Below are 12,174 nucleotides of genomic sequence, written 5' to 3' on the forward strand. Positions count from 1 at the left end.
GCGCCGCCGCTTCCGCGGTCACGCCGCGGGTCTCAACCTGATGTCCAGCCAGCCGAACCGGTCCGCTGTCAGGGTGTCGCCCGCGCCGAGCACGACCGTCGTCGTCTCGGCTTCGATCAGCGCCGGCCCGGTCAGACGGCAGCCGGCCCCCAGCGTGCCGAAGGCGTAGACCGGGACCTCGCGCCAGCCGTCGAAGTAGGCCCGCTGCATCCGCAACGGGGCGACCGGCTGGTCGTCCGCAGGCATTGCCCCGGCGGGATCGACGGCCTCGACACGGCCCACGGCCGCGACCTGCACGTTGACGAGCACCACCTCCTGGCCGGGCGAGGCGTATGTGTAGAGATCCTCGTGGCGGCGGTGGAAGCGCTCGACGAGCGCCGCGACGGATCCGGGCGCCGCGAGGTCCAGTCCCTCGAGCGGCACGTCGACCTCGAAGATCTGCTCGCCGTACCGCATCTGGGCCGACCGATCGAGGCGGATCGGACCGTCGAACCATGCCCGGAGCCGCTCGGTTGCCTCGGCCTCGAGCGGCCGGAACAGGGCGGCGAGCGCCGACGGATTAAGGCCCGCGGTGTCGGCGAGGTGGCTGCGCGCCACCTCGTAGCGCAGGTCGCCGTTCAGCATGCCCCAGGCCGAGAGCACCGAGGCCATGGCGGGGACGATCACGCGTCCCACCTCAATCTCCCGCGCGACCTCGACCGCGTGGAGGCCCGCAGCGCCCCCGAAGCTGAGGACCGCGAAACCGCGCGGATCCACCCCGCGTCGCAGCGTCATCAGCCGGATGCCGTCCGCCATCTTCAGGTTGACGAGCCGGTAGATGCCCGCCGCGGCCTCGTCGCGGCTCGCGCCGAGGCTGGCGGCGAGGCGATCCATGGCGGCCGCGGCGCCGGCCGCGTCCAGCCTGCGGCGGCCACCGAGGAAGTGCTCGGGGTCGAGGTAGCCGAGCAATAGGTTGGCATCCGTCACGGTCGGCTCGGTCCCGCCCTGGCTGTAGCAGACCGGGCCGGGCTTCGCGCCCGCGCTCTCCGGCCCGACCTGCAGGATGCCGCCCCCATCGACGCGGGCGATCGAGCCGCCCCCGGCCCCGATGCTGATGATGTCGAGGCTGCGCAGCGCGATCCGTTCCCCCGCGAGGCCGCCATCCGCCGAGAGGGCGATCGCCCCATCCGCCACGAGCGAGATGTCCGTCGAGGTCCCGCCCATGTCGAAGGGGATGAGGTTGCACGCGCCCGTGAGCGCCGCGACGTGCCGGCTCCCGGCCACGCCGCCCGCCGGCCCCGAGAGGACCGTCGCGGCCGCGAGCCGGGCCGCCTCGCCGAGCGGCACGACGCCGCCCTGCGACAGGATGATGAACAGCCCCCCCTCGAAGCGCACCTCGGCGAGGCGCCGCTCCAGGCTGCCCAGGTAGCGCCGCACGGCCGGGCCGACATAGGCGTTGACGGCCGTGGTCGAGACCCGCTCGTACTCCTTGATCTGCGGCAACACCTCGCTCGACAGGGTGACGTAGGCCTCCGGCATGAGCGCCGCCAGCCGCTCGGCGGTGCGCCGCTCGTGCGCCGGATTGCGGTAGCTGTGCAGGTAGGCGACCGCGACCGCCTCGACGCCCGCGCTCCTCAGCCGAGCGATCTCCTCGTCGAGCGCGGCCTCGTCGAGGGGAGTGACCACCGTGCCGTCGTGTCCTACACGCTCGGGTACGCCGCGGCGCAGGTGCCGCGGCACCAGCGGCTCGGGCGGCGGCATCAGCAGGTCGTAGCGGTTCGGCTTCAGCCCCTCGCGCATCTCCAGCACGTCGCGATGGCCCCGGGTCGTCAGCAGGCCGACCCGAGCGCCCTTGCGCTCCAGGAGCGCGTTGGTGGCGACGGTCGTGCCGTGCACGATGCGGTCGGTCGCCGAGAGCAGGCCCGCGAGATCGAGGCCGAGGCGGGCCGCGAGGTCGCCCAAGCCCGTCAGGACGCCGACTGACTGGTCCTCCGGGGTGGAGGGCGTCTTGACGAAGGTGAGTGCGCCGCTCGGGTCCACGCAGGCGAGGTCGGTGAAGGTCCCGCCAACGTCGATGCCGATACGATAGGGCTTCGGGATGCGGTCGGTCTCGGGCATGGCGCGGCTCAGGCTCGCTCGTCGGTCATCTCGCGCTCGCGGTCGCGCTGCCGGTCCTCGGGCGCCCTCCGCTCCGGCGGTCCCCAGCCCCCGCCGCCGGCCGACCGCACCGCAAGCCGGTCCCCGGCCGCGATGGAGATGCCGAACTCCTTGGTGCGCAGCGTCCGCTCCCCGTCCTGCGAGACGATCCGGTAGTCGTGCGGCGCGCCGTCCCGGCCGCCCAGCATGCCGGCGGAGCCGTGGCGCGCGCCCTCGCCGGCCGTGTGGGCGTAGGCCGGCACCTCGACGACGAGGTCCATCGCCGTGCCGAGCCCGCCGCGATGCTGGCCGTCGCCGCCGGAGCCCGGCCGGAACTCGTGCGTCTCGAAGCGCAGCGGGAAGCGCGCCTCGGCGACCTCGACGCTGCCGAACTTGATGCCGCCGACCGAATGCCACTCGCCCGCGGCCGACCAGCCGTCCCCGCGCGGGGAGGCCCCGCCGCCCGGACGGGCGTGGAACATGTGCCAGATGAAGGGCTTGCCCGTGCGCGGGTTGTCGCCCGTGATCGAGATGCGGAAGCGCCGGCTCCAGCCGCCCATGGCCCGCTCGGGGCAGGCGAGGCTCAAGGCCTTGACGATGGCCTCGACGATCTCGTTGGCCGGGTGGGTGGTGCAGAGCGTCACGGGGGCCGCGTCGTCCGCCCAGACCACGCTGCCCTTCCGCGCCGTCACGCTGAGCGGCCGGAAGCAGCCGTCGTTCTTGGGGATGTCGGGGTCGATCAGGTAGGCGAAGGCCATGGCCACGGCCGCCTGCATGTTGGCGTGCGAGGAATTGGCGAAGCTCGCCGATTGCGGGTCGCTCTCGCTCAGGTCGACCGCGATGTCCGAACCGCTCTTGGTGACAGTCGCGACGATCCGGACATCCTCCCGGCCGCGCCCGTCGTCGTCGAGGAAGGCCTCACCGCGGTAGATGCCGTCGGCCCAGCCGCCGACCACGACCCGCGTCCGGCGCTCGGCGCCATCGAGGATGGCCTCGACTGCCTCGTCGACGCGGTCGGCCCCGACCTCCCCGAAGAGTCGGGCGATGCGCTGCTCGCCCAGATGCGCCGCCCCGATCATGGCGGCGAGGTCGCCCCGGAAGTCCCGCGGGAAGCGCACGTTGAGAGCGATGAGGTCGAGCACGTCGTCCCGCAGCGTGCCCGCGTCGTAGAGCTTCAATGGCGGGATGCGCAGCCCCTCCTGCCAGATTTCCGTCGCGGCCGGGTTGTAGGCGCCGTGGGTGGCGCCGCCGATGTCGCTCATGTGGGCGCGCACGACGGCCCAATAGCGGCGCACGCCCTCGCCGAAGACGGGCACGAAGGCGGTGACGTCGGGCAGGTGCGAGCCGCCGGTCGACGGATCGTTGAGCAGGACGACGTCGCCCGGCCGGACGGCGCCCTGGAACTTGTCCTCGACGGCGCGGACGGCCCAGGGCAGGGCGCCGACATGCACCGGGATGTGGTCGGCCTGCGCGATCAGCCGGCACCGGGTGTCGCAGATCGCGATCGAGAAGTCGCGGCTCGCATTCAGGATCTGGGAGTAGGAAGTGCGGAGCATCGCCTCGCCCATCTCCTCAACGATCGCCGACAGTCGGTGCTGGACGACGGAGATGGTGATCGGATCGAGCGGACGCGGCACGGTCTCAGATCTCCTCCGTGGCGGCAGGCGCACGTGGCACGGTGCTCGGTCGCAGGCCGGTCGCCACGAGGTCCACCTGGGTTCGGATACCAGCGCGCTCACCAACATTTAGCTCAATCCACCGTTCCTGCAGGAACGGTTTTGGGATGGTAGACGCGCGGGAACTTCCGGGAGACCGCGGGAGCTATCCTGGCCGGGCCTTCGCGCGAACGTCGCAGCCAGCGCTGTTCGGCAGCTTCTGGCTCCGGGCAGCTTGTTGCAGAGGCGAGAGCTGAACCCTTGGCACCGGGAGGACCGCTCCACGCACTCCCGCTCGAACTCCGGCGATTCACGCAGCCGAGCGCGACAGGCACGGTCCGACGGGCCGCGTTCGACCTGTCCGCCGGGCACGCACGACCCGCGTCAAGCCTCGTCCCGCACGGTGTTGCGCAACGTGCCGACCTTCTCGTTCGTGACCTCGACGACGTCGCCCGGCTTCATGAAGACGGGTGGGTTGCGGGCATAGCCGACGCCGGAGGGCGTGCCGGTCAGGACGACGTCACCCGGTTCGAGCGTCATCGCCTCGGTGAGGATCGCGACGATCCGGGCGACCGGGAAGATGAAGTCGTGCGTGTTGCCGTCCTGCATGACGTGGCCGTTGAGAGTCGTTGTGAGCCGCAGCCCGTCCGCCCCGTCGGGCAGCTCGTCCGGTGTGACGAGGTCCGGCCCGAAGCCGCCCGTTCCGTCGAAGTTCTTCCCCATCGTCCACTGGGTCGCCCTCCGCTGGTGGTCGCGGATCGAGCCCTCGTTGAACACCGAGTAGCCGGCGATGATGCCGCAGGCTTCATCCAGGCCGACGTGGCGGGCCTTCCGGCCGACCACGAACACGAGTTCGCCCTCGTAGTCGAACTTGTCCGAGCAGCGCGGCCTGATCAGGGGCTCGCCATGCGCCACGAGGGAGTTGGCTCCGCGCATGAACACGTCCGGGTAGTCGAGCGGCTCGGCGCCGCCCTCCCGGGCATGCGCGGCGTAGTTGCGACCGATGCAGATGATCTTGCCGGGCCGCTCGATCAGAGGTCGGTAGCGGAGCGAGCCCTCGTCGAGCCGGGCAGCCCCGGTGGCAGCCCCCGCGGCTTTCTTCGCACGGTCCATGAACTCGGGTTCGCCCGCCACGAGCCCGCCCACCCCATCGGGAAGGCCCGGATCGACCATGCGCAGATCGTAGATCCCGTCGTCGCGCCGGATGGCGAGCGTGTTGCCGCCACTGGTGCGGATGGAAGAATAGCGCATCGGAACACCCCTTGATTCTGTGAGAGCCTCGCTGGCCGCGCTTCCGGACTGCTCGCGAACAGAGGATCATCCGCGCGGCCTCATCGCATGGCGCGACAGACCGCCTCCGGCAGCGGTGCCGTCGACAGCATCGAGGATGGCAGCGGCCGGCTTGGTCCAGACGAAGGGCTTGGGCCTGCCGTTGTGCTCGGCAATGGTGCGGTTGATCGCGGCCTGGAGCTCGACGATCCCGCTGAAGCTGCCGCGCCGGAGCCGACGTCGTGTGGGGGCGGAGAAGAAGCCCTCGGTCGCGTTCATCCACGAGGCCGAGGTCGGGGTGAAGTGGAAGGTCCAGCGCGGATGCCGAGCCAACCACACCCGCACTTTCGGGTGCTTGTGGGTGGCATAGTTGTCCAGGATCACGCGGATCAGCTTGCCGGCCGGCACCGCCGCCTCGATGGTGGTGAGGAAGCGCAGGAACTTCTCGTGGCGGTGACGCTGCATGCAGCGGCCGATCACCGTGCCGTCCAGCACGTTCAGCGCGGCCAACAGCGCGGCAATGCCGTGCCGGACGTAGTCGTGGGTCTGGGTCTCGGGGCGACCGGGCGTCACGGACCGGCTCGGGCGGGTGCGCTCCAGCACCTGGATCTGGCTCTTCTCGTCAAGCGGGAGCACCACGGCGTGGCGCGGCGGATCCATGTCCAGGCCCACGATATCCTCGACCTTCGCCGCGAAGGCAGGGTCGGTGGAGCGCTTGAAGCTGCGCACCCGATGCGGCCGCAGGCGGTGTGCGTCCCAGATGCGCTGGACAGACCGCAGGTCGTCGGAAAATGCTCTAGAAGCCCTATTGGACCTCGGCAAAGCACGCGATCGGACGCCCTGATCGGTCCGGGGCAGGCGCCGGTCGGCCCCGGCCCCGGCCCTCTTTGTGTTGCTGAGGCGATCATCGGGCGGAATTGACACAACGCAAGTTGCCTCGGCGACGCGCGCGATAGACAAAAAATCTAGCGCTAGGCAGTCTCGCCCCATAAGAAGCGGGGGAGACGGCTTGCTCGTGCGATCATTCGCCGATGATGAGGGAGCGTCCGTGCGGGTTGGGGTGAATGCCCAAGAAGACGCCCGAGCACGTCACCGTCGCTGGTGGCGCAGGCTCCTGCACGTCCGCATCCAATGCCGCCGTCGCTCATGGATCCTTGGTCGAGCCATCATCAGCCGGAACGGCCAGCGCGGTCTTCCGATCAGCCCGCCATAGCCCGCAACTCAAGCCGACGTTCGTCCGAACCGACCGCCAACTCGGTTGCATTCGCTTGAGTTCTCACCAGGCCCAAGCCTGCAATTCGATCTAGCCTCTGCATCACGTAAGGCTTGGCCGCTGCATTATTCTCCGCAGAGACCGACCCACCGGAGAGCCGTGCGTCGTCATGTCTCTATTTCCGATCCGATACGCAGGGCGCAGCCGATTTGGCGGCACAGGATTTTACATATTAAGGTGTCAGCCATGACGTCCATCGATCTTGATAAGCTTCGGGGCGCCAGAGTGCTCGTTTTCGGCGCGACTGGGTTCCTGGGTCAGCATCTCGTTCGGGCGCTTGTCAGCCGCGGAGCCCGCGTGACTGGAGCGTCTCGCAGCGCAGATCCGGGGCATCGAAACCTAGGCGCCGAATGGCATCGCTGCGACGCGAGCGACGCCGAGCAGGTTGCGGCGGTGTTCCGGGCGGTGCGGCCCGACATCGTCTATCAGCTCACGAGTGACAGTCGGGGAGGCCAAGAACTCACGTTGATTCCCGACAGTCTACGCAACGACGTCATTGCAACAACGAACGTGCTGACCGAAGCGACTCGGCACAGCATCGGACGCATGGTGATGACAGGCTCCCTCGAGGAGCCGAAGGGCAGCGCGGACGACGCCGTGCCATCGTCCCCTTATGCGGCCGCCAAATGGGTGTCCTGCGGCTACGCCCGCATGTTCGCGTCGCTTTACGAACTTCCGGTCACCACTCTGCGCCTCATGATGACATACGGACCTGGGCAGAAAGACTATAAGGTCATCCCCTACACCATACAGACTCTCTTAGAGGGAAGGACAGCCCATCTTTCTCGAGGCGATCGTCTGCTCGATTGGGTTTATGTAGATGATGTAATAGACGCGTTCTTGCGCGCAGGCATTGCTGATCTGTCCGATGTCAAACCGATTGAGATCGGGACCGGGAAGGCAACCCGATTGTGCGATCTGCTAAGACTTATTGGCGAACTTATGGGCAAGCCTGACCTACTAGCCTTTGGGAACGTCCCCAACCGCTTGATGGAGCGCGAACAGATCGCAGATCCAATTGACGCGGCCAAGAAACTCGATTGGTTCGCGACAACGCCCCTTCGGCAGGGCCTGCTCTCCACGATCGAAGCCATCCAGATGCGAGGTGGCCTTCTCTTGGCGGTGTGCCTGTCGTGCTGATCGCTGCACGTCGCTGGAGGGCGAGCGTCCGGCCCGACCCGATCGGACCCTCCGCGGCCCCGTGCCGAAGCTCCTACGGGATTTCCCGGTACCTCGACACCTACATCTGCGCGGATGCAGCGAACCACTTGCAGTGCTCTCTACGAGGTCGAACTGATTGAGATCCTTCCACTGCCATCCCGTGACTCCGCTACGGGCGTCGAGATCATCCTTGGCATTTGAGAAGCCGGAGATCGGCGTTGTGCCCGTTGTCGTCAACAGGAGGTCGCTTCCACGACGCACGGTCGCGAGTTCGCGCAGAACCGCAAGGGCGGGCGCACTTGGATGAACCACATGCGGCCTGCCGTTCTTCTGCCGGTCTGCCGGCATCGTCCATGTTGAGCGCTCAAGATCGATTTCGGACCACCGCATGCCCGCGGCCTCATTGCGGCGCTGTGCGGTGAGCACAAGCAGCTTGAAAAACGGGCCGAACGGGTACGGCGTCGCCGCCGCTGCTGCGAACACCGCCCCTACCGCGTCCGCGTCAAGCCACCGGTCGCGCTCGGGCTTCACGGGGGCGAGCGGGAGGTTGTGGAACCGGTTGGCCGTCACCAGCTCGGCCTTGATGACCCACTTGAACATGGCCCGACAGCCGGCCCCAGTCGCGGCAATCGAGGCATCTCGGGAGGGCTCGGCACGGGCGGCGGCATTGCTAGCCTCGCCGTTCCTTGCGAGGTGATCGCCCTTCCGTGCGGCATCAAGCGCCCGCCTCACGTCCGCCCGCGTCAGCGACGCCGACGGGCATGTCAGCAGACCGGGCAGCGTACGCTTGATTCGCGCCACCATGTCCCGCCGGTACGTCTCCCGTCCGTGGCTGAGATGCTTCCGATCCCAATCGCCGATCAATGCCTCAAGTGTCAGGGCCTCCGCACGGCGCTTCGACGAGGTCGGGAGGTTCAATCCTCCCCGGCGGCACCATCCATTCAGCTCGAAATACGATCCCGGTCCCTGGGACGGCCGCCGCGGCGACGGCGGCTCCCTGAGGCGGCGAGGATCGTGACGGCCCCAATCGACGGCCTTGAGGCGTCCGGCGAGGTCGGCCGTCAGGAGGATCGGTGAGGTGGTCGCGATGACCCCGGCGGCCTCGGATTGCGGCCTAGCTCCTCGCATTGATGAAATTCGTCCTAATTCGACTCTCCGGACAGCATTTCTGCAGCGAGCAGGGCCTGGATCCTACGGTTATTTTGCATTCAATTACAATTTTACGCATTTCACATGGATATTTTTCGCGGCCGGTCTCGGCGGATTGGGCTACCGGCATGGAATGTGTTGCTCAAAAAAGGTTGTCATTCGCCAGCCGCTGGCTCGCAATCGGCACAAGATTAGTCTGGCTTGCCTACGGCAGCTTGCGAGATCGGCTGTCGGCTGTGCAATTGCGTCAAGAACTTCGAAAGCCCGGCTGTCGCCAATCGCCGACGCGAAAGGCCAAGGTTCGCACGAAAGAGGGCTCGTGATGTTCAAGCTTCTAACCGGTGCCGCTGCGCGGCTGAGCGCCATCTCGAGGTCGCAGGCCATGATCGAGTTCGCCCTCGACGGCACGGTGCTCACCGCCAATCGGAATTTCCTGTCCGTCCTCGGCTACGAGTTCGACGAGATCAGGGGCAGGCCTCACAGCCTGTTCGTGACCGAGGCTGAGCGGGACAGCGCCGCCTACGGGCTGTTCTGGGACGCCCTGCGCCGCGGCGAGCCGCAGACGGGCGAGTACCGGCGCATCGGCAAGGGCGGCCGCGAGGTCTGGATCCAGGCGTCCTACAACCCGCTCGTCGGCCGCGGCGGCAAGCCCTACGCCGTGCTGAAATGCGCCGCCGACGTCACGGCCCAGAAGCTGCGCAACGCCGATTTCGAGGGCAAGATGCGCGCGCTCGACCGCTCGCAGGGCATCATCGAGTTCGCCCTCGACGGCACCATCGTCACTGCCAATGGCAATTTCCTGACGATCGTCGGCTACGGTCTCGACGAGGTGAGGGGCGGCCACCACGCGATGTTCGTCGATCCCGCCGAGCGGCAATCGGCGGATTACACCCGCTTCTGGGAGGCGCTGCGCCGGGGCGAGTTCCAGCAGGCGGAGTACAAGCGCATCGGCAAGGGCGGCCGCGAGGTCTGGATCCAGGCCACCTACAACCCCGTCGCGGACGCGTCCGGCCGCCTCGTGAAGGTGGTCAAGGTCGCCACCGACGTCACCGCCGCGGTGACCGAACGCCTCGAGCGCGCCCGCCTGCACAGGGCCGTCGACAGCGACCTCGACAGCATCGCGACCTCCGTCTCCCAGGCCTCGCAGCAGGCGGTCGGCGCGGCGAGCGCCGCCGAGCAGGTGTCCGGCAACGCCCAGAGCGTGGCCGCCGGCGCCGAGGAACTCGCCGCCTCGGTGGGCGAGATCAGCGGGCAGGTCCAGCGCGCCCTTCAGGTCGCGGGCCGCGCCGTCGCGCAGGCCGACGCGACCTCGGCCGTGGTCGGCGGCCTCGCCGCCGCGGCCCAGCGCATCGGCGAGGTCGTCGATCTGATCGACAGGATCGCCGGTCAGACCAACCTGCTGGCGCTCAACGCCACGATCGAGGCCGCGCGGGCCGGGGAGGCCGGCAGGGGCTTCGCGGTCGTCGCCGCGGAGGTGAAGACCCTCGCCGCGCAGACCACCAAGGCGACCGAGAGCATCGGGGCGCAGATCGCCCAGACCCAGGGCGCCGCGCGCGAGGCCGCCGCCGCCATCGCGGGCATCGGCGCGACCATCGGCGAGGTGAACCAGATCTCGGCGGCGATCTCCTCGTCCGTCGAGCAGCAGGCCGCCGTGGCCCAGGAGATGTCCTCCAACATGCAGGCGATGACCTCGGCCGTGGCCGACATCTCCCGGAGCATCGGCGTGATCGCGTCCTCGACCCAGCGCGTCAACGAGGCGACCCTGCAGGTGCGCGAGTTCTCGCGAGGCATGGCCGCCTGAGCGCGGCCGATGCCGACGCCGGAGCGCCGCGAGGCGACGGGGCGGTGGCGGAGCGCCTGCGCGCGCCACCCCGCCGGCGCGCCGCTCACGCGTGCTTGCGGCGCCGCTTGCGGGGAGCGGCGGGCTTGGGATCGTTGGCGGCGATCGCCGCGCGGCAGGCCGGGCTCAGGCTCGTCCGCTTGCTGATCAGGCAGGCCTTCACTCGGCCGGCATCCGGGATGTGCTCGCCGCACAGGCTCATCGCGTCCGGCGTACAGGCTTGCTGCTGCTCCGCGGTGCCCTGCGCGAGGGCCGGAAAGGCGAGTGCGGCGACGGCGATCCCGACGCTGGCAGCAATCATCTTGATGGTCATGTCTCCCCCGGGTTGCCGCACGCGTGACGGCCGACCGGAGAATACGAAGCCGAACCGCAAAAGCTACGCTGCCCGGGCGCGCGGGGACGTTCGGAGCGTGATAGGGACGCGAGCGCAACACCTCTATGCAGAACGATACCGTCCTGGCGCGCCGCTATACTTCTATCCCCGGCGAGAGCGGCGTTCTCCGAGCCGACCGCCTCACGGCGGGGCGGGTTCGCCGCCCAGCGCCTCGGCCAGGGCGATCCGGGCGCGGTTGACGCGGCTCTTGGCCGTGCCCACCCGGCAGCCCATGACGCGGGCGGCGGCCTCGTAGGAGAGCCCCTGCAGGGCGGTGAGCAGCAGCGCCTCGCGCTGGTGCGCCGGCAGCCTGCCGACCTGCTCCCAGGTCTCCCGCAACGCGACGCCGTCGTCCTGATCCGCCGGAACCGCGAGGCGCTGCGCCGCGCTGCCGTCGGCATCCTCGACCTCGCGGCGCCGCTTGCGGCACGTCGTGTAGAACTGGTTGCGCAGGATGGTGAACAGCCACGCCCGCAGGCAGGTGCCCGCCTGGAAGCGCTGCTGGTGCTGCCAGCCGCGCAGCAGCGTCTCCTGCACGAGGTCCTCGGCCTGATGCGCATCGGCCGCCAGGGTCATCGCGAAGAGCCGCAGGGCCGGCATCGCGGCCAGAAGCTCGTCCCGGAACGAGTCACGGGGCGCCTCGGCCCGGGCCAGGGCGTCCTCGAGCCGCGCGACGAGATCGAGCAGGGCGCGGGGCTGCGGCTCGGCCACGAAGGCCGCGTAGCCGGCGCGCAACCGCCCGCCGAGATCGTCGCGCAGGAACGGCGGCAGCACGGGAGGAACAGGCGAAGCAGCCTTCACCTCGCCGACAAGGTCAAACGGCACGCGCTTTCCCTCCCGACAACAGTCTCTACTACATAAACAAGTATGTCCCTGCCGCTCAGGTTCCGATGGACTGTCCGTTCGCGCGACCGGCGCAGCTCGGAGGACTACGTAGGGGCCGCATGCGGCGCCGGATTCCTCGCGGTCCTGATCGCCGTGGCGGAGCGGCGCCCGCGAGGCGCCGCCGTCACGGCCCGGAGGGCTGGCCCGGCCGCTTCATCCCGCTCCGCCGCGACCAGACGAGCTGGCCCGCCGCGTCCAGCAGCATCACGACGCCCTCGGACCGAGAGAACAGCTCGCAGGCCCGATCCGCCGCGGCGGCGACCGCCACCTCCCTGGTGGCGACGCCCAGATCCTGGTGATCGGTCACGACGCCGACGCCGTCCGGTCGCGGCCACAGGAGCCAGAGCTGGAAGTGCGACGTGGGCGTGCTCCAGGACATCCCACCAGTGTGCTCACGTTGACACACTCGTGGCAATCTTCTGTGCTGATTTCACCTCACCTTTCGACCCCGATC

Annotated in this window: 8 protein-coding genes and 2 pseudogenes; 2 read left to right on the forward strand and 8 right to left on the reverse strand. The window is 69.1% G+C overall.

The window, feature by feature from the left end; all coding sequences use genetic code 11:
* Positions 1-18: 18 nt before the first annotated feature.
* From MET2598_RS0101405 to MET2598_RS35815, 4 genes and pseudogenes are all read right to left on the reverse strand, one after another.
* Complete coding sequence (locus MET2598_RS0101405) at positions 19-2,097, reverse strand: hydantoinase/oxoprolinase family protein (RefSeq protein WP_018259614.1); 2,079 nt, start codon at positions 2,095-2,097, stop codon at positions 19-21.
* An 8-nt stretch (positions 2,098-2,105) separates the two neighbouring features.
* On the reverse strand, positions 2,106-3,752 hold the full coding sequence (locus MET2598_RS0101410) for a hydantoinase B/oxoprolinase family protein (RefSeq protein WP_012334423.1): 1,647 nt from the start codon (positions 3,750-3,752) through the stop codon (positions 2,106-2,108).
* A gap of 402 nt (positions 3,753-4,154) precedes the next feature.
* A complete protein-coding gene (locus tag MET2598_RS0101415) occupies positions 4,155-5,021 on the reverse strand; it encodes a fumarylacetoacetate hydrolase family protein (protein WP_018259615.1) in 867 nt (288 codons plus the stop codon).
* 66 nt (positions 5,022-5,087) lie between these two features.
* A pseudogene (locus tag MET2598_RS35815) lies at positions 5,088-5,813 on the reverse strand (IS630 family transposase); the annotation flags it as partial.
* 685 nt (positions 5,814-6,498) lie between these two features.
* Between MET2598_RS35815 and MET2598_RS35820 the strand changes: the two are divergent.
* Entirely contained in the window at positions 6,499-7,452 is a 954-nt protein-coding gene (locus MET2598_RS35820; RefSeq protein ID WP_026190446.1) for an NAD-dependent epimerase/dehydratase family protein, read from the forward strand.
* Between the two features lie 249 nt (positions 7,453-7,701).
* Here the strand turns inward: MET2598_RS35820 and MET2598_RS43645 are convergent.
* Positions 7,702-8,601: pseudogene (locus tag MET2598_RS43645) on the reverse strand (tyrosine-type recombinase/integrase); the annotation flags it as partial.
* 343 nt (positions 8,602-8,944) lie between these two features.
* On the opposite strand from MET2598_RS43645, the gene MET2598_RS0101430 reads away from it, so the two are divergent.
* Entirely contained in the window at positions 8,945-10,423 is a 1,479-nt protein-coding gene (locus MET2598_RS0101430) for a methyl-accepting chemotaxis protein (RefSeq protein WP_026190447.1), read from the forward strand.
* Positions 10,424-10,508: 85 nt separating this feature from the next.
* On the opposite strand, the gene MET2598_RS0101435 is transcribed toward MET2598_RS0101430, so the two are convergent.
* The 3 genes from MET2598_RS0101435 to MET2598_RS0101445 form a co-directional block, all read right to left on the reverse strand.
* Positions 10,509-10,775: a hypothetical protein gene (locus MET2598_RS0101435; RefSeq protein ID WP_018259619.1), complete on the reverse strand. Its 267-nt coding sequence runs from the start codon at positions 10,773-10,775 to the stop codon at positions 10,509-10,511.
* A gap of 201 nt (positions 10,776-10,976) precedes the next feature.
* The gene (locus MET2598_RS0101440) at positions 10,977-11,660 is read right to left on the reverse strand and encodes a sigma-70 family RNA polymerase sigma factor (protein ID WP_026190448.1); all 684 of its coding nucleotides are present in this window, start codon (positions 11,658-11,660) and stop codon (positions 10,977-10,979) included.
* A 184-nt stretch (positions 11,661-11,844) separates the two neighbouring features.
* The gene (locus MET2598_RS0101445; RefSeq protein ID WP_012334416.1) at positions 11,845-12,099 is read right to left on the reverse strand and encodes a hypothetical protein; all 255 of its coding nucleotides are present in this window, start codon (positions 12,097-12,099) and stop codon (positions 11,845-11,847) included.
* Between the last annotated feature and the right edge of the window lie 75 nt (positions 12,100-12,174).

It is taken from the genome of Methylobacterium sp. WSM2598 (assembly GCF_000379105.1).
Taxonomy (GTDB): Bacteria; Pseudomonadota; Alphaproteobacteria; order Rhizobiales; family Beijerinckiaceae; genus Methylobacterium.